General features: G+C 49.7%; 19 protein-coding genes and 1 other RNA gene. All 20 read left to right on the top strand.

The features are described from left to right. Positions 1 to 69 precede the first annotated feature (69 nt). The 20 genes from MAQ5080_RS12160 to lpxC all read left to right on the top strand — a co-directional run bounded on the left by MAQ5080_RS12160 (position 70) and on the right by lpxC (position 22,127). Positions 70 to 1,587: a fumarate hydratase gene (locus tag MAQ5080_RS12160; RefSeq protein WP_067210639.1), complete on the top strand. Its 1,518-nt coding sequence runs from the start codon at positions 70 to 72 to the stop codon at positions 1,585 to 1,587. A gap of 178 nt (positions 1,588 to 1,765) precedes the next feature. After that, positions 1,766 to 2,461, top strand: coding sequence for a response regulator transcription factor (locus MAQ5080_RS12155; protein WP_067210635.1), 696 nt, complete (start codon positions 1,766 to 1,768; stop codon positions 2,459 to 2,461). Between the two features lie 26 nt (positions 2,462 to 2,487). Then, a complete protein-coding gene (locus MAQ5080_RS12150) occupies positions 2,488 to 3,810 on the top strand; it encodes a HAMP domain-containing sensor histidine kinase (RefSeq protein ID WP_067210632.1) in 1,323 nt (440 codons plus the stop codon). Between the two features lie 63 nt (positions 3,811 to 3,873). Then, an RNA gene (gene rnpB / locus MAQ5080_RS12145) (RNase P RNA component class A) lies at positions 3,874 to 4,225 on the top strand. A gap of 161 nt (positions 4,226 to 4,386) precedes the next feature. After that, a complete protein-coding gene (gene mraZ, locus MAQ5080_RS12140) occupies positions 4,387 to 4,842 on the top strand; it encodes a division/cell wall cluster transcriptional repressor MraZ (protein ID WP_067210843.1) in 456 nt (151 codons plus the stop codon). Then, positions 4,839 to 5,777 carry a 16S rRNA (cytosine(1402)-N(4))-methyltransferase RsmH gene (gene rsmH, locus MAQ5080_RS12135; RefSeq protein ID WP_067210628.1) on the top strand — a complete coding sequence of 313 codons (939 nt, stop codon included), beginning with the start codon at positions 4,839 to 4,841 and terminating at the stop codon, positions 5,775 to 5,777. The genes mraZ and rsmH overlap by 4 nt, the downstream gene beginning before the upstream one ends. Beyond that, the gene (gene ftsL / locus MAQ5080_RS12130) at positions 5,770 to 6,048 is read left to right on the top strand and encodes a cell division protein FtsL (protein ID WP_067210625.1); all 279 of its coding nucleotides are present in this window, start codon (positions 5,770 to 5,772) and stop codon (positions 6,046 to 6,048) included. Before rsmH ends, ftsL begins: the two co-directional genes overlap by 8 nt. Further along, entirely contained in the window at positions 6,045 to 7,832 is a 1,788-nt protein-coding gene (locus MAQ5080_RS12125; RefSeq protein WP_067210621.1) for a peptidoglycan D,D-transpeptidase FtsI family protein, read from the top strand. The genes ftsL and MAQ5080_RS12125 overlap by 4 nt, the downstream gene beginning before the upstream one ends. Before the next feature lies 1 nt (position 7,833). Continuing rightward, on the top strand, positions 7,834 to 9,303 hold the full coding sequence (locus MAQ5080_RS12120) for a UDP-N-acetylmuramoyl-L-alanyl-D-glutamate--2,6-diaminopimelate ligase (RefSeq protein WP_067210617.1): 1,470 nt from the start codon (positions 7,834 to 7,836) through the stop codon (positions 9,301 to 9,303). Then, positions 9,287 to 10,648, top strand: coding sequence for a UDP-N-acetylmuramoyl-tripeptide--D-alanyl-D-alanine ligase (locus tag MAQ5080_RS12115; RefSeq protein ID WP_067210614.1), 1,362 nt, complete (start codon positions 9,287 to 9,289; stop codon positions 10,646 to 10,648). Before MAQ5080_RS12120 ends, MAQ5080_RS12115 begins: the two co-directional genes overlap by 17 nt. A 14-nt stretch (positions 10,649 to 10,662) precedes the next feature. Then, positions 10,663 to 11,745 (top strand): phospho-N-acetylmuramoyl-pentapeptide-transferase, encoded by a 1,083-nt coding sequence (mraY, locus tag MAQ5080_RS12110; protein WP_067210611.1) that lies wholly within the window; start codon positions 10,663 to 10,665, stop codon positions 11,743 to 11,745. 6 nt (positions 11,746 to 11,751) lie between these two features. Continuing rightward, positions 11,752 to 13,101 carry a UDP-N-acetylmuramoyl-L-alanine--D-glutamate ligase gene (murD, locus tag MAQ5080_RS12105; RefSeq protein ID WP_067210608.1) on the top strand — a complete coding sequence of 450 codons (1,350 nt, stop codon included), beginning with the start codon at positions 11,752 to 11,754 and terminating at the stop codon, positions 13,099 to 13,101. Then, entirely contained in the window at positions 13,098 to 14,315 is a 1,218-nt protein-coding gene (gene ftsW / locus MAQ5080_RS12100; protein ID WP_067210605.1) for a putative lipid II flippase FtsW, read from the top strand. Before murD ends, ftsW begins: the two co-directional genes overlap by 4 nt. Position 14,316: 1 nt before the next feature. Then, positions 14,317 to 15,390: an undecaprenyldiphospho-muramoylpentapeptide beta-N-acetylglucosaminyltransferase gene (gene murG / locus MAQ5080_RS12095; RefSeq protein WP_082861097.1), complete on the top strand. Its 1,074-nt coding sequence runs from the start codon at positions 14,317 to 14,319 to the stop codon at positions 15,388 to 15,390. Further along, positions 15,387 to 16,808, top strand: coding sequence for a UDP-N-acetylmuramate--L-alanine ligase (gene murC / locus MAQ5080_RS12090; protein WP_067210602.1), 1,422 nt, complete (start codon positions 15,387 to 15,389; stop codon positions 16,806 to 16,808). Before murG ends, murC begins: the two co-directional genes overlap by 4 nt. A gap of 1 nt (position 16,809) precedes the next feature. Beyond that, on the top strand, positions 16,810 to 17,763 hold the full coding sequence (locus MAQ5080_RS12085) for a D-alanine--D-alanine ligase (protein ID WP_197464615.1): 954 nt from the start codon (positions 16,810 to 16,812) through the stop codon (positions 17,761 to 17,763). Positions 17,764 to 17,767: 4 nt separating this feature from the next. Then, the gene (locus MAQ5080_RS12080; RefSeq protein WP_067210599.1) at positions 17,768 to 18,460 is read left to right on the top strand and encodes a cell division protein FtsQ/DivIB; all 693 of its coding nucleotides are present in this window, start codon (positions 17,768 to 17,770) and stop codon (positions 18,458 to 18,460) included. Positions 18,461 to 18,523: 63 nt separating this feature from the next. After that, on the top strand, positions 18,524 to 19,798 hold the full coding sequence (gene ftsA, locus MAQ5080_RS12075) for a cell division protein FtsA (protein WP_067210596.1): 1,275 nt from the start codon (positions 18,524 to 18,526) through the stop codon (positions 19,796 to 19,798). 43 nt (positions 19,799 to 19,841) lie between these two features. Then, entirely contained in the window at positions 19,842 to 21,101 is a 1,260-nt protein-coding gene (gene ftsZ, locus MAQ5080_RS12070) for a cell division protein FtsZ (RefSeq protein ID WP_067210834.1), read from the top strand. Between the two features lie 111 nt (positions 21,102 to 21,212). Next, a complete protein-coding gene (gene lpxC / locus MAQ5080_RS12065) occupies positions 21,213 to 22,127 on the top strand; it encodes a UDP-3-O-acyl-N-acetylglucosamine deacetylase (protein ID WP_067210592.1) in 915 nt (304 codons plus the stop codon). The last annotated feature ends 34 nt before the right edge of the window (positions 22,128 to 22,161 follow it).

The raw sequence follows: 22,161 nt of genomic DNA, 5'->3' as shown, positions 1-22,161 counted from the left end.
TTAAAGCCTCGGCGCATCTTTTAACATTCTGCTTCCCCATAAAAGCATAATTCTCAGCAGGAGAGGCGCATGAGCATTATTAAACAGGACGATCTGATCGATAGCGTTGCAGATTCCCTTCAGTTTATTTCTTACTATCATCCCCTAGATTTTGTTAAAGCTGTTCATGAAGCGTATGAGCGGGAAGAGAGTCAGGCAGCAAAAGACTCTATGGCTCAGATTCTGATCAACTCACGTATGTGTGCCGAAGGTAAGCGTCCAATCTGTCAGGACACGGGTATCGTAACTGTGTTTGTTAAAGTGGGTATGAATGTTCAGTGGGAAGGCTCAATGAGCGTCACGGACATGATCAACGAAGGTGTGCGCCGCGCTTATCTTCACCCTGACAACGTATTGCGTGCGTCGATTCTTGACGATCCTGCTGGTGCCCGTAAAAACACCAAAGACAACACGCCAGCCGTGATCCACATGGAGATCGTGCCAGGTGACACGGTGGAAGTGCACGTGGCCGCAAAAGGTGGCGGTTCTGAGAATAAATCTAAGCTAGCGATGCTAAACCCGTCTGACTCAATTGTAGAGTGGGTGAAGAAAACAGTGCCAACGATGGGGGCGGGCTGGTGTCCACCAGGTATGTTGGGTATCGGTATTGGCGGTACTGCTGAGAAAGCCATGGTGATGGCGAAAGAATCACTCATGGAGCCAATCGATGTTCATGAGCTAAAAGCTCGTGGCCCTCAAAACCGTGTCGAAGAGCTGCGTCTTGAAATCTTTGAAGCGGTAAACAATCTAGGCATTGGTGCCCAAGGTTTGGGTGGTCTAACGACAGTTCTTGATGTGAAAATCATGGATTACCCAACGCACGCAGCGTCTTTGCCGGTGGCAATGATCCCGAACTGTGCGGCAACACGTCACGCGCATTTTGTACTGGATGGTTCTGGTCCAGCGGATCTTGTGCCACCATCACTTGATGACTGGCCAGATATTACTTGGGAAGTAGGCGACAACGTTCGTCGTGTGAACCTAAACGAAGTAACGCCTGAAATGGTGAAAGAGTGGAAGCCTGGCGAAACGGTTCTGCTAAACGGCAAAATGCTAACTGGTCGTGATGCAGCGCATAAGAAGATGGTCGAGATGATGGCGAATGGCGAAGAGTTGCCAGTCGACCTTAAAGGCCGTTTTATTTACTACGTAGGTCCAGTAGATCCTGTGAAAGATGAAGCGGTAGGTCCTGCTGGTCCAACCACATCGACACGTATGGATAAATTTACCCACACCATGCTTGAGAAAACGGGTCTACTTGGCATGATCGGTAAAGCTGAACGTGGTCCAGTGGCAATCGAGGCGATCAAAGAGTTTGGTGCGGTCTACCTGATGGCAGTCGGCGGTGCGGCTTACCTTGTTTCTAAGGCGATCAAGAATGCCGAAGTGGTGGCTTTCCCTGAAATGGGGATGGAAGCAATCTACGAATTCGATGTGGTCGATATGCCGGTAACCGTTGCTGTTGATGCAGCTGGTACCTCAGTTCATTTGACTGGTCCTGCTGAGTGGAAAGCGAAAATCGAAGCGCAAGTTGTTGAAGTGAAGTAACTTTTACGCGACTTTGTTTCCTAAACGCCCTGTTGGCATTGTCAGCAGGGCGTTTTTTATTGCGCAAATAGTCAGCCCCATTGCAAAAATTGTCAGTTCTTTGAAAAGAGGGGTTTTTTTGTTCGCTTACTACCATACTATGAATCTGTCAAACAACTTTACAGTTTAAGGGTTGATTATGGTTAAGATGCTGTTAGCAGACGATGATGCTCGTCTATCGGATTTGGTGAAGGAATATTTTGACGGCGAAGGCTATGAGGTCACTCATGCTTGGAATGGTCAAGAAGCGCTGGATTACATGGAACAAGATCGCCCTGATATCGTTATTTTGGATGTCATGATGCCGGTACTGGATGGCTTTGAAACCTTGAAGCAGATTCGTAACAAGAGTGCCATTCCAGTGATCATGCTGACTGCCAAAGGCGACGATATTGATCGTATTCTAGGCTTGGAAATGGGCGCGGATGATTACTTGTCCAAGCCATTTAATCCGCGCGAATTGCTGGCTCGAATTAAGGCCATCTTGCGTCGCTCGTCACAGGAGCGTGAAGACGATCCGATGTCGGATTTGCACTTGTCGGATGTGTTGTTGCGCCGTCGTGATCGCACGGTTTACCTGCACAATGATGCGATTGAGTTGACCACGTCTGAGTATTCATTGCTGGAATGTATGATGATGGTGCCAGGGCAGGTGATGACCAAGCAAGAGCTGTCTGAAAAAGCCTTGGGTCGCAAGTTGACCATGTACGATCGCAGTTTGGATATGCATATTAGTAACCTGCGTAAGAAAGTGGGTAACTTTGAAAACGGCGAGCCGCGCATTAAAACGGTTCGAGGTGTCGGCTACATCTTTGTTGATGGAGCAGAAAACTAGGTGCGAGTCGCTGGTTGCCTGAGTCTATGAAAAATACCTTTTTACGAGTGTTCTTGGTTGTATTGTTTTCCAATATGGTGGTGGTGGCGATCGGTCTTGGGGTGGTCGATTTTGTCGAGGATCGCAATCAAGTCTCGGCTGACGTGCTCGGTGATATCGGTGTCAGCTTAGTTTCTACCTATGAGAAAAGTGGCACCAGTGCGTTGCAAGAGCAGGCTAGGCGTTTTGAAAAGCAGCTGCAAGGTAGCATTTTTATCTATCAAGAAAATGGGCGCCCACTGTTGCGCCCATTACCGCGTAATTTTCGTGATTCGACCAATTTAAGTGATCCTGTTGGGGCGGAAGAGGCGCAAGCCTCGGCAGATGCTCGTCGCAGCCAGTTTATCCAAGTGATTGGTGCCAGTAATACACAGTATCTGTTGGTCTTTAGGCCGCAGGACAAGAGTGATGCCATCAGTCCTTGGGCCATTGCTTTGCTGTCATTGCTCGGTTTGCTTGTCTCCAGTGGGATCTTGGCGTATTGGCTGATGGGCCCGCTGCTTAAGTTGCAAAAAATCACTCGTTCTTTTGGTCAGGGTGAGATGTCTGCCCGTGTCGATCACCGTCTGGTGCAGCGAAACGATGCGATCGGTAATCTGGCGCGTGAGTTCAATGAGATGGCGGGTCGTATTGAGACCTTGTTAAGTTCCAAAGAGCGCCTGTTGCGTGATGTGTCCCATGAATTGCGTACGCCTTTGGCGCGTATTGAAGTGGCCTTAACCATTGCTGAAGACAAGCATGGGCAGCCGGCACAGCAGAACTACCTAGTGCGTATCCGTAACGAATTGCATGAGTTAGATGAGCTGATTGGTCAGGTGTTGACCTTGTCGCGCCTAGAAGCCGCGTCTATGCAAAAAGGGACGATAGAGTTGCAGCCCTGGCTGACCGATATTGTCGATGATGTGCAATTTGAATCGCAGCTTAGGGGAATTGCCATCACCAAAACAGGGGATTTACCGAAAGCCTTGCATGGTGATCCGGTGCAGTTGCGCCATGCGGTGGAAAACGTATTGCGTAATGCCTGCTTTTACTCGGGTGAAGGTGGGGCGGTTGAAGTCAGCTCTTCGGAAGTGGATAAACAAGCCATCATTTCGATCAAAGATAATGGGCCTGGGGTGGCGGATGATATGTTGGAAAAGATCTTTCATGCATTCTTTCGTTCATCCTCTGCGCGGGAGTCTAACAGTGGCGGCTTTGGTGTAGGGCTGACCATCGCCAAGCGTATCGTGCAAGCGCACAATGGTGAGATACAGGCTTTTAATCGCCCAGAAGGGGGCTTGGAAGTGAGGTTTTGTCTGCCTTTGGCATGAATATTAGGGTGAAAGTGCTTTTTTGCTTGCAATTAGCGCTTCACCCTGTAGTATGCCCCACCGCAAGTTGGCCAGACAGTCGCCGCTTTGATTTTGTCAAAGGGGAGGAAAGTCCGGGCTTCGCAGGGTAAAGTGCCAGGTAACGCCTGGGGGGCGTGAGCCTACGGAAAGTGCAGCAGAAAATACACCGCCTAAGCAGTTTACTGCCGGTAAGGTTGAAATGGTGCGGTAAGAGCGCACCGCGCACCTGGTAACAGTGTGTGGCATGGTAAACCCCACTTGAAGCAAGACCAAATAGGAACTCATTGGTGTGACCCGCACTGAGTTCGGGTAGGTTGCTCGAGCTGTGCAGTGATGTACAGCCTAGATGAATGACTGTCCACGACAGAACCCGGCTTATCGGCCAACTTGCTCATTCTCCTCTCTGATTGACTCCCAATCTTCATGGTTTCGTAAGTTCTTCCCTGTGGACGCATAAATAATTCGCTTTTGGCGAATTTTTTTTTGTATTTTTTTAACTAATACTAAAATAAGTGTTAAATTGTGGGAGAAAGTGTCGATAAGTGGGATATGGGCATGTTTAGAGGAATTCATCAGGTCAGTGTGGATGCTAAGGGACGTTTGTCTCTGCCGGCACGCTTACGCGATGAGTTTCTGCAATACGATGACGCAGGTGTGGTGATCACCATTGATCCGCAGGCCCGTTGTTTGTTGCTCTACCCTCTGTCTGAGTGGGAGCAAATCCAAGAAAAATTAGACCGCCTACCATCTTTTCAGCCGCAAGCCAGAAGGCTGCAGCGTTTATTGGTAGGTCATGCGACCGATTTGGAGTTTGATAGCGCAGGGCGCTTGTTGTTGCCGGCTCCGCTACGTGAATACGCCAAGATCGACCGCAAATCGACCCTGTTAGGTCAGGGTAAAAAACTCGAAATTTGGGGCTTGGAAGAGTGGGAATCTCAACGTGAGGAGTACCTGTCCGAAGTCAGCCTAGATAACTTAGAACTCGATACATTAATGGATATCTCTCTATGACAGATGCAACGCCAGAACATATCAGTGTCATGCTGAACGAATCGGTCGATATGTTGGTGACCGATCCGGCTGGGACCTACGTGGATGGAACGTTTGGTCGCGGTGGGCACACACGATTGGTGTTGTCACGCCTAACAACGGGCACCATGTTGGGCTTTGATAAAGACCCTGTGGCGATTGGCCACGGTAAAGCACTTGAGCAAGAAGACGCGCGTTTTACCATTGTACAAGACAGTTTCGCCAACATGGCAGAACATATCCCTAGTGTGTTTGGTGTCGACAAGGTTGATGGCGTGATGATGGATCTAGGGGTGTCATCACCACAGTTGGACGATGCTAGCCGCGGTTTTAGTTTTATGAATGATGGCCCGCTAGATATGCGTATGAACCCCAATGCGGGCATGAGTGCTGCGGATTGGATCGCGGTCGCGGCGGAAAAAGAAATCGCCGATGTCATGTATCAATATGGTGAAGAACGCTATTCGCGACGTATTGCCCGCGCGATTGTGGAATACCGCAACCACACACCGATTACCACGACCAAACAGTTGGCCAAAATTGTCGCCGAAGCGCACCCCAATTGGGAAAAGGGAAAAAACCCGGCTACCCGAGCCTTCCAAGGTATTCGCATCCATATCAATAACGAGTTGGGTGACTTAGAAACCGGCCTAGAGGCGGCGACTAAGGCTTTGAAAGTCGGTGGCCGCTTAGTGGTGATCAGCTTCCACTCTTTGGAAGACCGCATTGTGAAGCAGTTTATGAAGAAGATGTGCAAAGGGCCGGATTTGCCGCGCCACTTGCCGATTCAAAATGCGCACTTGGACATTCACTTCAAAACCGTTGGTAAAGCGATCAAGCCTTCCAAAGGAGAGGTGAGTGATAACGTTCGTTCACGCAGTGCTGTGTTGCGTGTGATGGAGCGCATCAGTGAATAACCAGGCTCCCCGCCTGGTGCCATTCGCCGCGGCTTTACTATTGCTCGGCGTGATGGCGATTGTGTTGGTTATTCAGGTGTTCGACTTTCGTCGTGATTTCGCCTATCTACAACAGTTAAAGAAAGATGAAGTGAACTATGAGGTGGTTTGGGGGCAGCTATTGCTGGAGCAAAGCGCCCTGACCCAACCAAGTCGATTGGAACAAGCAGCAATAAGGGATTTAAATATGCGTGCTCCGACCCCGGAAGAATTGGTCATTGTGAAGCCATGAACACAAACGAACGTAGTTTTTCACCCAGTCGCTGGCGCCTGTACTTAGTGTACAGTATTGCTTTCATTTTGTTCGCTGTTGCCGCGGGACGCTTGTTCTACCTCACGGTACTCGATAAAGAGTTTTTGCAGAACCAAGGGGAGATGCGTGCAGTGCGCACCGAGTCGATTCCGGCGACTCGTGGCATGATTTTGGATCGCAATGGTGAGCCATTGGCGGTCAGCACGCCCACTTGGACAGTGATTGCTAACCCGAGAGACCTTTGGGGGTTGTCGGAAGACCCAGTTAACCTAGCCAAGCCAATCGGCGAGCGAAAAATACCGGAGCAGGAGATTGCCCGTTTAGCGGAAGCCATGGGGGTTGGATCTGCGCTGTTGAAAGAGCGCTTTGAGATCAACCGCAACAAAGGTTTCATGTACCTAAAGCGTCAAATTCCACCCCATGAAGCCGAAGCCATTCTTGATGCTGATGTCGTGGGTGTTAGCAAAATTAAAGAGTACAAGCGCTTCTATCCAGCCGGAGAAGTGACCTCTCAGGTGGTAGGTTTTACCAATATCGATGACAAAGGCCAAGAAGGTCTTGAGCTCGCCTACGATCAAGCTCTGCAAGGTAAGCCTGGTAAGTTCTCTTACATGAAAGACCTAAAGGGCAACATCATTCGTACCCTAGGTCAGGAAGTGCCAGAGCAAGCGGGTGAAAACATCGAGCTGAGTATCGATATGCGTTTGCAGTATCTTGCTTATCGTGAACTGAAAGCGGTGGTGACTGAGCAACGCGCCAGTTCCGCCTCAGCGGTAATCTTGGATGTGCGCACCGGTGAAATTTTAGCCATGGTGAATCAACCGTCCTTTAACCCGAATGATCGTTCTGACCTTGAGCCTGAAGAACTGCGTAACCGCGCCGTGATCGATTTATTTGAGCCGGGTTCTACTATGAAACCCTTCTCTGTGACGGCCGCGATGCGCTCGGGTCAATACAACACCGAGTCGATTATAGACACCAACCCTGGTTATTTGCGCTTTGGTCGTTACACCATTCGAGATTTTCGAAACTATGGTGAGATCGATCTAGAGACGGTGCTGGTGAAGTCAAGTAACGTCGCCACCTCACGCATTGCCTTATCCTTGCCTCAAGACACCATCTGGAACATGTTCTATGAGTTGGGCATCGGTTCACCTGTGGGTCTAGGCTTTCCGGGGGAAACCACTGGTAAGCTGCCAATGCATCCAAAATGGCACCCATCGGAAATTGCGACCTTGTCCTATGGTTATGGTCTAGCGGTCTCGACGTTGCAATTGGCACAGGCCTACATGGTCTTAGCAAACCATGGCTACAAGGTGCCTGTGACCCTGTTCAAGCAAGACATTCCACCTCAGGGTGAGCAAGTCATTCCGGCCGATATCGCGCGCGATGTGGTGCATATGCTACAGGCGGTGGTAACGGAAGGCTCTGGCAAGAAAGCTCAAATTCCAGGCTATAACGTAGCGGGTAAAACCGGTACGGTGCACAAAGTCGGTGAAGGTGGTTATGCATACGACCAATATATTTCGTTGTTTGCTGGGGTGGTGCCCGCTACGAACCCGCGTTTGGCCATGGTGGTCATGGTCAACGATCCGAAAGGACGTAAGTACTACGGCGGTGAGGTGTCAGCGCCAGTGTTTTCGCGTGTCATGGAAGGTGCATTGACGACATTGAATATTCCGCCTGATCGTCCGGAAGGATTGCGTGAAGTGCGTCTAGAAGAAACCAATAAGGCGCCTTATCGAATCGTACAAGGAAACTAATATGTTCAGCTTCGAGCAGCTTCTACAATGGCTACATCTCGAGAATCGTTGGAAAATTGAGCAAGGTGAGTATCGGTCTTTAGAGACCGATTCTCGTTTAGTGGACGCTGAAACCGTTTTTATAGCGCTGCCAGGCGTATCCAGTAATGGTTGGGATTATCTCGAGCAAGTGGCCGAAAAAGGCTGTCGAGTCGCCATTGTGCCGCAGGGGCTTGGGTTGCACAGCGACCGTATGGTGTTGCTAGAGGTGGCTCACATTGAGTTGGTGTTAGCGCAATTGGCGCGTCAGATTTACGGTCCAGTGCCAGAGCATATCGTCGCGGTGACGGGCACCAACGGTAAGTCCAGTATCTGTTATTACATTGCCCAGCTGGCGCAGGCGTTGGGGCTGAAAAGCGCCATGATAGGTACCTTTGGTATTGGTGTATTGGGAAACCTACAAGACGCCAAGCAGACTACCCCTGATCTCCTCACATTACACAAACTTTTGTCTTCTTTTGCGCAGCAGGGTGTTGCCTTGGTGGCTTTCGAGGCCTCTTCCCATGCGTTAGATCAACAACGCCTCGCTGGTGTGCCAGTGTCAACGGCGGTTTTCTCAAACCTTACTCGCGATCATCTTGATTATCATGGCTCAATGGAGAATTATGCGTGCGCCAAGCGACGCTTATTTGAATTTGACGCATTACAGCGCGCCATTGTTTGTGCCGATTCCGATTATGCCGACTTTATGGTGGCGCATACGCAAGCCCCTGTATGGCGCTATTCGGCGCTAGAGTCGCAGGCAGCGGATTTTGCTGTGCTGGAGAAATCCTTTGAACAAACGGGTGTGCGGCTAACGATACAAGTATTGGGGCAGGAATTTGCGGTATTTTTGCCGCTGCTTGGTGAGTTTAATGTACAAAATGCCTTGGCCGCATTAGCGGCAGTGTTGTCCTCGGTGGACGAGCCTGCCAGAGCGGTACAGGCGTTGTCATCCCTGCAAGGCGCGCCTGGTAGGATGGAAGCCTGTAAGCGGCCTGAAGCGCCTTTAGTGCTGGTCGATTATGCGCACACCTCTGATGCCTTAGAGGTGGCGTTAAAAGCCATCCACGCTCATGCCAGTGGCCGTGTTATTTGTGTGTTTGGTTGCGGTGGTGATCGTGACACCGGCAAACGTCCTATGATGCTGGCTGTGGCACAGCAGCATGCCGATTATGTCTGGTTGACATCGGACAATCCGCGAACGGAGTCACCGCAAAGCATCATTAAGGATGCTTTAGCGGCTTTGGATGACACCTTGGCTGAGGTGCGAGTAGAAGTGGATCGCCATCAGGCGATTGCACAAGCCGTTGCCATGGCAAGACCTGAAGATATTGTCTTAATTGCTGGTAAAGGGCATGAGACGTACCAAGAAGTAAACGGTGTTCGACACCACTTTGATGATCGAGAGGATGCGCGAGAAGCGCTAAAGGCCTATGTTGCACAAGCTTAAACTGTCTGACATCGCTAAAGAAGTGGGTGGTCGATTAGTCGGCCAAGACCAACTGGTGTCAGATGTTTCAACCGATTCTCGCGAAGCCCTGGAGCAGAAACTGTTTGTGGCGCTGGTAGGCGAGCGTTTTAATGGCCATCAATTTGCAGAGCAAGTGATGCAGCAAGGTGCCGTAGCGGTCTTAGTCAGTGAGCCTGTTGCAATCGAACCCCGTATCGAAGTTGCGGACACTACGCAAGCTTATGCGCAGATCGGTCGCATGATGCGACGCTTATTTAATAGGCCGGTAGTGGCCATCACTGGCAGTAATGGTAAAACCAGTGTCAAAGATTGGTTGGCCAGAGTGTTGTCAGAACACGGCCAGGTGCTGAAAACCCAAAGCAATCTTAATAATCAAATAGGCGTACCCAAAACGCTGTTGAATTTATCTGTTGCAGATCAATACGCGGTGATCGAAGCGGGTACCAGCTTTCCAGGAGAGATTGAAAAGTTAGGGCAAACCATTGAGGCGGATGTGGTGGTATTGACCAATGCCAGTGGCAGTCACTTGCTTGGCTTTGGTTCTATCCATGGTGTTGCTGTTGAGAAAGGCATGTTATTTGAAACGGCCAAAGCAGACGCCACAGTCGTGTTAAATGCCGATGATGCCTCCTATGGCTATTGGTTAGAGCGTGTGGGCAATCGTGCAGTCCGTTCGTTCTCCTTCACTGATCCTATGGCAAGCCTATATGCGAGTGATGTGCAAGAGTCTGTCTCAGGTTCCACAACCACCTTGCAGTATCAAGGGCAGACTTATTGCCTAGTGCTCGATCGCCCGGGGAAACATCATATCGCCAATGCCATGGCGGTTGCTCTAGCGATGACCGCTTTGGGTTTTGCGATGATCGATGTGATAGCCCAGTTAAAGCATCCTGAACAGGTGCCGGGGCGCATGGAAGTGCTGGCGTCAAAAAGAGAAGCCGTGGTCATTAATGATTGTTACAATGCTAGCCCAAAATCTGTCGAAGCGGCCATGGATGTGTTGGCGTTGTATGCACAACAGACAAAATGGATGGTACTTGGCGCATTGGGCGAATTGGGGGATCAAGAGGCGGCGATTCATTACGGTCTTGGTCAATACGCGGCCAAGTTAGGCCTTGAGCATTTGATTACCATTGGTCCCATTGCGGCCGAAGCCGCGCACGGATTTACCGCCATACAAACGTCTGGGCAACAAGCGCACCCTTGCCAGACGAAGGATGACGCGTTGGCACTGTTGGCCACGCTCAATTCAGAACATGTCATTTTGGTGAAAGGTTCTCGTTCAGCCAAAATGGAAGATATAGTTAACGCTCTGAAAAATTAGGAATTAGCCTAACCATGCTACTGCTTTTAACGGCCTACCTTAGTAAATATTTTACTTTCTTTACGGTGTTCAACTACCTGTCGCTGCGGGCGATTTTGGGTGTGTTGACGGCACTTTTTATCTCCCTGTTAATCGGTGGCAAAGTGATTCGTTTGCTGCAGCGCCTGCAAATTGGTCAGGCAGTACGCGATGACGGCCCACAATCGCATCTAAGTAAAGCGGGTACACCGACCATGGGCGGTGTGATGATTTTATTTTCTATCGCCATCAGTACGCTACTGTGGGGCGATTTGACCAACCCATATGTCTGGGTAACCTTGCTGACCATGATTGCCTTTGGTGCTGTCGGTTGGGTGGATGACTATCGTAAGGTAGTGGAAAAGAACTCTCGTGGTTTGCCAGCAAAATGGAAGTACTTTTGGCAAAGCGTGTTTGGTCTGTCGGCGGCCATTTATCTATATACCTTGGCGTCGACTCCGGCCGAAACAGAGTTGCTGATTCCGTTATTCAAAGATGCCGCGATTCCATTGGGTATGTTCTTTGTGGTGTTTACCTACTTCGTGATTGTCGGCACCAGTAATGCGGTCAATCTGACCGATGGTCTGGATGGTTTGGCGATTTTGCCAACCGTATTAGTCGGTGGTGCACTGGGTCTGTTTGCGTACCTAACCGGTAACGTCAAGTTTGCTGACTACTTATTGATTCCTTATGTGCAGGGCACCGGTGAGTTGATCGTGTTCTGTTCGGCCTTGGTTGGCGCGGGCTTGGGTTTCTTATGGTTTAACACTTACCCAGCCCAAGTCTTTATGGGAGATGTGGGAGCACTGGCATTAGGTGCTGCATTGGGCGTGATTGCGGTCATTGTACGCCAAGAGTTGGTACTGTTTATTATGGGCGGTGTGTTTGTGATGGAGACAGTGTCCGTGATCTTGCAGGTGGCGTCTTATAAGTTGACCAAGCGTCGTATTTTCCGCATGGCACCGATTCACCATCACTTTGAGTTAAAAGGCTGGGCCGAGCCAAAGGTTATTGTCCGTTTTTGGATCATTACCGTATGTTTGGTTCTGATTGGTTTGGCGACACTTAAGGTTAGGTAATCCATCATGTCTTTGATTTCTTCAGATCGTGTGCGTGCGGTAGTAGGTTTAGGGGTGAGTGGCGTGTCCACGGCGACGTTCTTGGCCAAACAAGGCTTGGACTTCTTTGTTGTCGATTCCCGTGATAATCCACCTGGACTGGATCAGGTAAAGCAACTTTGTCCCGAAGAACGCATTTTTACGGGGTCTCTTGAGGTGCTCAGAACCTTGGGGGTGACCGAGCTGTTTGTCAGCCCTGGTATTGCCTTGGCCGCCCCGATTTTGAAGGAACTGGCGCAAGCTGGTGTGCAGATGCGTGGTGATATTGACCTCTTCTGTGATTACGCCAATGCGCCATTTATTGCCATTACCGGCTCCAACGCGAAGAGCACCGTCACCACCTTGGTCAACGAATTGTTGCTGGCGCTAGGTAAACGTTCTATTGCGGGCGGCAATCTAGGTTTGCCAGCACTGGATTGTCTTGCTGATGGCATGGATTACTATGTCTTGGAGTTGTCCAGCTTCCAGCTTGAAACAACCCATGCTCTGAAGGCAGATGTGGCGTGTTTGCTCAACGTCTCAGAAGATCATATGGATCGTTATGACGATCTGTATGGTTACCAACGTGCCAAGCAGCGCATCTACCGCGGTTGTAAAGCAGCGGTATGCAACAAGCAAGATATCCTAACGGCCCCTTTGCTGGCCCAGGATACCCCCGTGCGAGCCTTTACCAAGGGCAGCCCTGATCTGAAAGAATTTGGCTTATTAAAAGACGCTGAGGGTGTTTGGCTTTGTAAGGGGGTGAAACGCCTTTTTAATAGCCAAGACATTAAGCTAAAAGGTGAGCACAACTACGCTAATATTTTGGCAGCGCTGGCGGTTCTAGACGTGTTGGCGCTACCTATTGATGCCCCGGAAGTGGCCACTGTATTGGCGACCTTTGCTGGCTTACCTCATCGCTGTGAGACGGTACGTGAACAGGATGGCGTTACCTACATCAATGACTCAAAAGGTACCAATGTTGGGGCGACCTTAGCGGCATTAGAAGGGCTTGGGAATAAGCAGGCGAAGACCATTCATTTATTGGCCGGTGGTGTGGGCAAGGGCGCTGATTTCTCTCCTTTGGCGCCAGCCTTAGCAAAATTCGTCAAGCATCTTTATGTTTTTGGTAAAGATGCGAGCAAGATCATCGACATTGTCCCGCAAGGCACGTCATACTCCGAGCATGTTACGCTGGATGAGCTGATGGAAGTTGTAAAATCTCAAGTAAAACAAGGTGATATCGTATTGTTTTCACCTGCTTGTGCGAGTTTCGATCAGTATAAGAATTTCGAAGCGCGTGGCGATCACTTTGTCGAGTTGGTCAATAAACTATGAATATCCGCGCGATTCTAGAGCCCATTTCGTATAAAGAATTTCGTCAAATTGACCCAATGTTTATGGCGTCCGTGGCGTGTGTACTAGTGCTTGGAATCGTGATGGTGTCCAGTGCTTCGATTTTCCTTTCGGAAACCAAGTATGGGCACCCGTTTTATTTTATGGCGCGGCAAACGGCCTATTTGATCATCGGCTTGATCTTTGGCTACTTCATGATGTCGATTCCCACTGAGACGTTGCATAAGTGGGGCGTACCTTTAATGATGTTTTCACTGTTGCTGTTAATACTGGTGTTAGTGCCCGGTATCGGTAAAACCGTCAATGGTAGTCGGCGCTGGATTAATTTGGTGGTCTTTAACTTACAGGCCTCCGAGGTTGCTAAGGTCTGCATGGTGGTTTATGTGTCAGGCTATCTGGTGCGGCGCGCCGATCGTGTGCGACAACAGTTGATAGGTTCGGGGATGCCGATGGTGGTGTCCTTTTTGTTTTTAATCTGTTTGCTACTGGAGCCGGATTTTGGTGCTTCGGTGGTATTGATCGGTACCGTGATTGCCTTATTGTTTATTGCCGGGGCACCGATTTATCAATTTATTGGTCTGGTGATTGCGGTCATCGGGGCCTTAGGTGTGGTGGCGATTTCGGAAAGCTATCGTGTCAAACGTCTCATGAACTTTGTTGACCCTTGGGCCGATCCCTACAACGAAGGGTACCAGCTATCGCAGGCTTTGATCGCTTACGGTCGCGGTGAATGGTTTGGCCTAGGGCTTGGCAATAGTGTGCAGAAATTGGCCTACCTGCCGGAGGCCCATACGGATTTTGTATTCTCGATCTGGGTCGAGGAGACCGGTATGTTTGGTGGCATGTTGTTATTGGCCGTGTTTGCAGTAATGTTGTCGCGCGTCTTTAAAATTGGCCAAACAGCGATGCGCCAAGAGCGTTTCTTTCAAGGTTACATGTGCTTTGGTTTTGCCATCTTGATTTTGGCTCAGGTGATTATCAACGTAGGTGTGAACACGGGCTTCCTGCCGACTAAGGGTTTAACGCTGCCTTTGATCAGTTACGGCGGGAGTAGTTTAATTATTACTTTGGCCAGCTTGTTCGTGGTAGGGCGTGTGGATCTTGAAAACCGTCGCTTACAACCTATTGAAGATGAAGAAGAGAAATCTGCCGCTGGGCGCAAAGCCAAAGCAGTCACAGATGTAGGGGAAGTGTAAGGTGTCAAAGCCGAAAAAAGTAATGCTGATGGCGGGCGGAACCGGCGGACATATTTATCCCGCGCTGGCGTGCGCTGAAAAATTTGCGCAACTGGGTATGGATGTCTGCTGGATGGGCTCTGCCGGCGGTATGGAAGAAACCTTAGTCGCTCAGCATGATATCCCACTGCACACAGTATCGATCAAAGGGGTGCGTGGTAAAGGGGCGTTAGGGTTGTTGTTGGCGCCGTGGCGTATTGCCCACTCTATTGGTCAGGCGGTGGCGATTATGCGTCGCGAAAAACCGGATTTAGTGCTCGGTATGGGTGGCTTTGTCGCTGGTCCTGGTGGGGTGGCAGCCAAATTATTGGGGGTGCCGCTGGCCATTCATGAGCAAAACGCTGTCGCGGGCACGACCAATACATTATTAGCCAAGATTGCCAAGCTCAAACTGCAGGCGTTTGAAGGGGCGTTGCCAAACGGTTTAACCGTCGGAAACCCAGTACGGGGGGCAATTTTATCCCAGAAAACTCGAGCGCTGCGCGATGAACCATCTAGACCGCTGCGCTTATTGGTAGTGGGGGGCAGTCTTGGTGCCAAAGCGATTAATGATGTGGTGCCACAACTGTTGGCTCAGTGGCAGCATGGCACACGTTTAGATGTTTGGCATCAAACTGGGGCCAAAAACCATCAAACGGTACAAGCAGATTACGAGCAGTTAGGTGTGTCGGCTCGTATTGATGCTTACATTGATGACATGAGTCAGGCGTATTATTGGGCGGATGTGGTGTTATGCCGCGCTGGGGCGATGACCGTGAGCGAGCTGGCGATTGCCGGCTTGCCGTCTATTTTGGTGCCGTACCCGCACGCGATTGATGATCATCAGACCGCTAACGCTCGCTCTTTATCACAGGTGGGGGCCGCCTATTTGATGCCTCAGCCTGAACTGAATCTGGCCAGTTTAGAACAATGTCTTGTCCAGTTGGCAGACGATACAAATAAATTACGAACAATGGCTGAGCAAGCAAAACTGGCTGCTCATCCTGACGCCACCCAGACGGTGGTTTCTCAGTGTATAAGGTTAATGAAGAAATGATGGAAGCTAAATTTCGCTACGATATCCCGACCATGCGCCGTATTCAAAATATCCATTTTATTGGTGTGGGTGGTGTCGGAATGTCGGGTATTGCTGAGGTGTTGTGTAACCAAGGTTACAATGTCAGTGGATCGGACATGAAAGCTTCCGCAACGACCGAGCGTTTGGCGCAATTGGGTGTTGAAATCTTTATTGGTCACCAAGAAGACAATGTGAAAAATGCCCACGTGATTGTGGTGTCGAGTGCAATCGACAAGAGCAATCCTGAAATCAAATGGGGCAAAGAAAACCGCATTCCAATCGTACGTCGTGCGGAAATGTTGGCAGAGCTAATGCGTTACCGTCATGGTATCGCGGTGGCGGGTACCCATGGTAAAACCACCACGACAAGCTTGATGGCGTCTATTTTGGCTGCCACAGACGAATCGCCAACCTTTGTGATTGGTGGTCGCTTGACCAGTGCCGGCGCCAATGCGCAGCTTGGCAGCAGTAAGTACCTGGTCGCGGAAGCGGATGAAAGTGATGCCTCCTTCCTGCATTTACAGCCGCAAACTGTGATTGTTACCAATATCGATGAAGATCATATGGACACCTATAACGGTGACTTCGAGCAAGTGAAGCGTACCTTTATTGAGTTCATTCATAACCTGCCGTTTTACGGTTTGGCGGTGCTGTGTGTCGACGATGAAAACGTGCGTGAGATCATGCCTGAGTTGAGTCGACCAGTACTGACGTATGGGATTGATCATGAGGCGGACTTCTACGCTACGGACATTTCGCAAAAAGGCCGTTTCTGTGAGTTCTTAGCGCACCGCCCTGAAGGGGAGCCGTTGCGTATTCGTCTGCCAATGCCTGGCCGTCACAACATTTTGAATGCCTTGGCGACCATTGCTGTGGCCACCGATTTAGGGGTGGACGCCAGTGCCATTCAAGCAGGCTTGATGGGCTTTGAAGGGGTGGGTCGTCGCTTCCAAGAGCAAGGCGATTTGAGCTTGCCGGAAGGTGGCAATGTCATGTTTATCGATGACTATGGTCATCACCCAAGCGAAGTGAACGCGACTATTAAATCTATCCGTGCGGGTTGGCCAGAGAAACGCTTAGTGATGGTGTATCAGCCGCACCGTTACTCACGTACTCGTGACCTGTATGAGGACTTTGTAAAAGTCTTATCGGAAGTCGATGTGTTGCTGTTGTTGGATGTGTATGCCGCTGGGGAAGTCGCCATTAATGGTGCTGACAGTAAGTCTATGTGTGGCAGTATCCGTCAACGTGGCGCGGTGGATCCCGTGCATGTCAGCAGTGAGGATGATTTGCGTTCGATCTTGGCAAATGTTTTACGCCCGAATGACTTGCTGATCACTCAAGGAGCTGGTGATATTGGGGCAATTTCGAAAAAGCTAGCGGCAGAGGGTATTTAATATGACAGCGTTGAAAGATAAAACCGTTGCCGTTATCTATGGTGGGCGCTCTGCGGAACGCGATGTGTCACTTGAAAGTGGCACACGCGTCGCTCAAGCCCTGGCCAATAAAGGTTACCAAGTGGTGAAAGTGGACTTGTACGGCGAAGGGGCTCAGCAAGATCCGGTGAAGCAGCTAATGGAAGCCAACTTCGATATGGCGTTCATTGCCCTGCACGGTGGTGAAGGGGAAGACGGTCGTGTGCAAGCCTTGTTGGACATGTTAGAGAAACCTTACACCGGCAGCTTGCCGTTGGCATCAGGGTTTGCCATGGACAAAGCGCTGACCAAGCGTTATTGGCAGGGGATTGGTATTCCGACGCCAAACTACTTGTGCTTTAGTGAAGCCCCAAACGTGGCGCAGATTAATGATGAAATGAACTACCCACTGATCATCAAACCATCTCGTGAGGGCTCCACCATTGGCATCAGCAAGGTGAATGATCCATCTGAGTTGGAGCAAGCGTTGCTGGATGCGAAGCGCTATGACTCAGATATCTTGGTTGAGGAGTTTGTGTCTGGTCCTGAGTTCACGGTGGCGATCATTGATGATGTGGCGTACGCGCCCATCGGTTTGAAACCGGCCCAAGGCCATGCTCTATATGACTATGAGGCAAAGTACCTCGCTGACGACACCGAGTATTTGTTGCCATGTGGTTTGTCAGAAGATTTGGGACTGGAAATTCAAGCCTTGGCGCTGGACGCATACCGCTCTCTTAACTGTCGCGGTTGGGGGCGAGTGGACATCATGCAAACAGCAGAAGGGCAGTTTACGGTGTTAGAGGTGAATACCTCGCCAGGTATGACGTCCCATAGTTTGGTGCCGATGGCGGCTGCTTATGCTGGCATAGGCTATGACGATTTAGTAGATGCGATCCTTGTCAAGGCTTGGCAAGACGCACTAGAGGCCCAATAATCCAATGCGCACGGCAGCGTTACTGGGCGCAATTTTGCTGATTTTATTTGCCTTGTTTCAGGATAATCCTGATCAAGTGGCCTCTGACGTGCCAATGTTCGATATTCGTAAGGTTGAGGTGGTAGGTGATTTAACGTATGCCGATCGAGCCGCCTTACAGCGAAGCTACAATCAGTTGCTCGGGCGTGGTTTGTTTAATGAGCCAATGGCTGCACTGAAATACATTGGTGAACAGCCTGCTTGGGTGGAGTCAGCAAAGATACGTCGCGTCTGGCCGCATACCTTGCGTATCGAGGTGCATGAACATAAGCCGGTGGCTTTTTGGAATAATGGGAAAGTCATTACCGCAGATGGGAAAATTATTGCGCCCGCAACAAGACCGAACTTGCCGCTAACGCGGTTGTCTGGGCCTGCGGATACGGAAGCGGCGGTACTTGATCAGTTTACCCTGATCAGCCAGTTATTATCTACCACCTCACTTCGTGTGGCTGGATTAGAGTTGGAGGACCGTGGCGCATGGAATATCTCGTTTGCAAATGGTGTGAGTGTAAAACTCGGTCGTGATGCGGTTTTAGAGCGATTACAGCGGTTTGTAGCAGTGTATAAAAGTGATTTATCGGGTAGAATAGATCGAATTGCCTCGGTCGATGCCCGCTATCCTCATGGGGTAGCGGTGAAATGGAAAGCAGAACAGTAAAAGTTGGTCTGATTGTTGCTTTTTTAAGCAATAATGTATTGGTTGTAGGAAGCTAGGATTTTTATGATTGTTGGATTAGACGTTGGCACTTCAAAAATTACCTGTGTAGTCGGGGAAAAGAGTGTTGACGGTGTAATGGAAGTGGTTGGTGTTGGCACGCATGCTGCGAAAGGCATGAAGCGTGGTGTCGTCATTAATATCGAGTCCACTGTGCAGTCTATCCAGCGAGCAGTAGAAGAAGCTGAACTGATGGCAGGCTGCAATATACACTCGGTTTACGTGAGTGTGGCAGGCAGTCATATTCGCAGTCAGAACTCTCACGGTATCGTGGCAGTAAAAGATGGCGAAGTTCAGGTTGAAGATATTGAGCGGGTTATAGATGCTGCCCAAGCGGTGCCGATTTCATCGGACCAGCGCTTGCTGCATGTGCTGCCGCAAGAGTTCAATATTGACTCTCAAGAAGGGATTCGTGATCCACTAGGCATGTCTGGTGTTCGTCTAGAAGCGAATGTGCACCTTATTTCTGGTGCCGCCAATGCAGTGATGAATGTTGAGAAATGCATTCGTCGTTGCGGCCTTGAAGTGGATGGCGTAATTCTGTCACAGCTGGCTTCAAGCCAAGTGTGTTTGAGTGAAGATGAAAAAGATTTGGGTGTCTGTCTGGTCGATATCGGCGCAGGAACATCTGACATTGCTGTCTGGCTGGACGGTGCCATGCACCATACAGCGGTAGTGCCAGTTGCCGGAGATCAGGTGACCAATGATATTTCAATGGCGTTACGTACGCCGACGCTGCACGCTGAAAACATTAAAATCAAGTACGCTTGTGCGATGTCGAGTTTAGCGTCTGCTGATCAGCGCATCGAAGTGCCGAGTGTTGGTGATCGTAAGCCAAGATCAATCTCTCGCCATGCGTTAGCCGAAGTCGTTGAGGCGCGTTATGAAGAGATTTACAAGATGGTGTTGGATGAGTTGAATCGTAGCGGCTATGCCGAGCGTATTCCGGCTGGCATCGTCATTACTGGTGGCACTTCCTTGATGGAGGGTGCTGAAGCCTTAGCAGAGCGTATCTTTGATATGCCAGTTCGAATAGCGTCTCCGCACCTTTCTAATGGGGTGGCAGAGATGGTGGATAATCCAAGTTATTCAACCAGCGTAGGTTTGTTAGAATACGCCGGAGCAGGTGTGCCGGTTCCTGATGTAGCAGAGTCGTTTGCTCAGGAAAAAGCACCAAAGAAAAAGTTTCTGCCCGAAGTGGCGAGCGGTGAAACCAAGCCTGCTTTCAGTCCAGCGAAGGCGTGGCACAAGGTAAAAGACTGGTTTCAGAGTTATATTTAGTCAGGAATGACAGCAGAATTATAGGAGCTTAAAGCCCATGTCCATGAACGTATTTGATTTAGCCGAAGAAAACTTATCAGACAATGCTGTCATCAAGGTAGTTGGTGTAGGTGGCGGCGGCGGTAACGCTGTTAAGCATATGCTTGAAAGCAACCTGGACGGTGTTGAATTTATTTGTGCCAACACAGATTCAAAAGCACTGATCGGCTTGGATTCTGGCATCACATTGCAGTTGGGTACGACAGTTACTAAAGGCTTAGGTGCCGGTGCCAACCCAAACATTGGTCGCGATTCAGCACTTGAAGATCAAGAGAAAATTACTGAACTGCTGACCGGTGCGGACATGGTGTTCATTACCGCTGGTATGGGCGGTGGTACGGGTACAGGTGCGGCGCCTGTGATCGCTAAAGTAGCGCGCGAACTAGGCATCTTGACGGTTGCAGTAGTGACCAAGCCGTTCCCATTCGAGGGGCGTCGCCGTGCAAAAGTGGCAGACGAGGGTATCAAAGAGTTACGTGATAATGTGGACTCATTGATTACTGTGCCAAACGAGCGTTTGTTGCCAGTGCTAGGTAAAAATATCTCTCTTCTAAAGGCTTTTGGTGAGGCCAACAATGTCTTGCTAAACGCGGTGCAAGGTATTACTGACTTGATCATGCGCCCAGGCCTAATCAACGTCGACTTTGCCGACGTGCAAACGGTTATGAAAGAGATGGGTATGGCGATGATGGGCTCAGGCTCAGCAACGGGTGAAGATCGTGCTCGTGTTGCGGCAGAAGCAGCGATTCACAATCCATTGCTAGAAGACATTAACCTAAAAGGTGCACGTGGTGTGCTGGTTAACATCACCGCCAACGATGAAGTTGGTCTATCTGAATTTACCGAAGTGGGTAACATCATCGAAGAATACGCATCGGAAGACGCAACTGTGGTGATCGGTTGTGCGATCGATCCAAGTGTGGGTGAAGAGATGCGTGTGACGGTGGTCGCAACAGGTCTTGAAGGTAAAGGTGGCGCGGCGCAAATGCAGTCTGCTGTTGGTGCATCGGTATCGACGACAGCGACTTCTGCAACAGCGGCCCCAGCTTCTGCTCCGGCAGCGGCACCAGCAGCTGAGCCTGTGCAAGTTAATGTTGTAGCATCACAGCCAGAGGCGGTTAAGCCAGCGGCTGAAGCGACGATCAACAAACCTGCTGAAACAAAAGTAAATGATTCCTCGGCTTCGACTGGTACAAGTCAGAGTGCGGATGACAAGCTATCATACTTGGATATTCCTGCGTTCTTGCGTCGTCAAGCAGACTAATAAGTTGATTTGCGCAAAAAGTGCGCAGCTTTGGGGATCTTAATTGTATAAAACGACACTTGTTGGTATCATTCCGGCAAATTTTAACTGTCATCATATTGTAGGAATATAATGGTACGTCAGCGCACGCTTAAAAACATTATTCGCGCTACCGGAGTGGGTTTGCACTCTGGCGAGAAGGTTTATCTAACGCTCAAGCCAGCACCGGTTAACACTGGTATTGTGTTTGTGCGTACGGATTTAGAGCCACCTGTGGAAATTCTTGGTTCGGCTCAGTCTGTTGGCGCTACCAATTTCGCAACGGCTCTACGCACTGGTGAAGTAACGGTGAGTACAGTAGAGCACCTTTTGTCAGCGATGGCTGGTTTGGGTGTTGATAACTGTTATGTTGAATTGAGTTCAAGTGAAGTGCCATTAATGGATGGCAGTGCAAGCCCCTTCGTATTCTTGCTGCAATCAGCAGGCATCGAAGAGCAAAATGCCGCGAAAAAATTCATTCGTATTAAAAAGCTAATCCGTGTTGAGGATGGTGATAAATACGCATCGCTTGAGCCGTTCAATGGTTTCCGTTTGTCGTTCACTATCGACTTCCAGCATCCAGCGATCGACGAAGAAGTTCAGTTTACGTCAGTAGATTTCTCGACCACAACGTTTGTGAAAGAGATTTCTCGTGCTCGTACATTCGGCTTCATGAAAGATATTGAATACTTTAAAAACAATAACCTAGCACGTGGTGCAAACATGGAAAACGCCGTAGTTCTTGATGACTACCGTGTTTTGAATGATGAAGGTTTGCGTTACCGTGACGAGTTGGTGCGTCATAAAGTCTTGGATGCGATTGGTGATTTATACCTACTAGGTCACAGCGTGATTGGTGAATACAAAGCCTTTAAATCGGGTCACGGTTTGAATAACAAACTGCTTCTCGAGCTACTGCAAAATCAAGAAGCTTGGGAATATGTCACCTTCGAAGAAGATGAAGGCTTGAACCCGATTTCGTTTACGGAGTCGGCGGCAATAGCCTAGTTCTTAGACAGATTTACAAAAAGCCAGACATATG

Source organism: Marinomonas aquimarina, assembly GCF_900089755.1.
GTDB lineage: Bacteria > Pseudomonadota > Gammaproteobacteria > Pseudomonadales > Marinomonadaceae > Marinomonas > Marinomonas aquimarina.
The sequence above is the reverse complement of the archived record's forward strand: the minus strand, read 5'-3'. Positions and strand labels throughout refer to the sequence as shown.